Raw genomic sequence first — 429 nt, 5'->3', positions numbered from 1 at the left:
TGATAGACCACACCGGACGAGTTCGGACTATCCCTCGGCCGCGTACAAGTGCGCGCCCGCGTCCGCGAGATTCCGGCAGACCTGGGCCAGCAGCTTGGTGTCACCGGTGCGCACGGCCCGCGCGAAATGCAGACGGCTGGTCAAGTAGGCGCCCTGTGGCCGCCGCCCGCGCGGCCGTCGAGTGGCCGGCGCATCTGGTCGCGTTCGACCTGCCCCACACCTATGTCGCGCAGGTGCTCCGTCAGGACGTCGGCGCCCTGCGCCGCCGGCACTGCCTGCGGACCTGGACGCGGAACGTGCCCGAGTCGGTCCTGGCACCGGCCGAGCGGGTCCGCGTGGCCCAGTGGCACCTCGACGCCGGGGAGCTCCCGGAACAGGAACCGCTCCGGGAGGCCGCCCGGTGGGCGCTCCCCGCCCCCGAGGACGGCC

General features: G+C 73.9%; 1 protein-coding gene. It reads left to right on the top strand.

Translation table 11 applies throughout. The features are described from left to right. Nucleotides 1-155: 155 nt before the first annotated feature. A partial coding sequence (locus TN53_RS42510; protein ID WP_046264269.1) for a hypothetical protein occupies nucleotides 156-429 on the top strand: 274 nt, incomplete at its 3' end.

The organism is Streptomyces sp. WM6386 (assembly GCF_000972385.1).
Taxonomy (GTDB): domain Bacteria; phylum Actinomycetota; class Actinomycetes; order Streptomycetales; family Streptomycetaceae; genus Streptomyces.
Note: the sequence above shows the minus strand (reverse complement) of the source record. Positions and strands in the feature narration are given on the sequence as shown.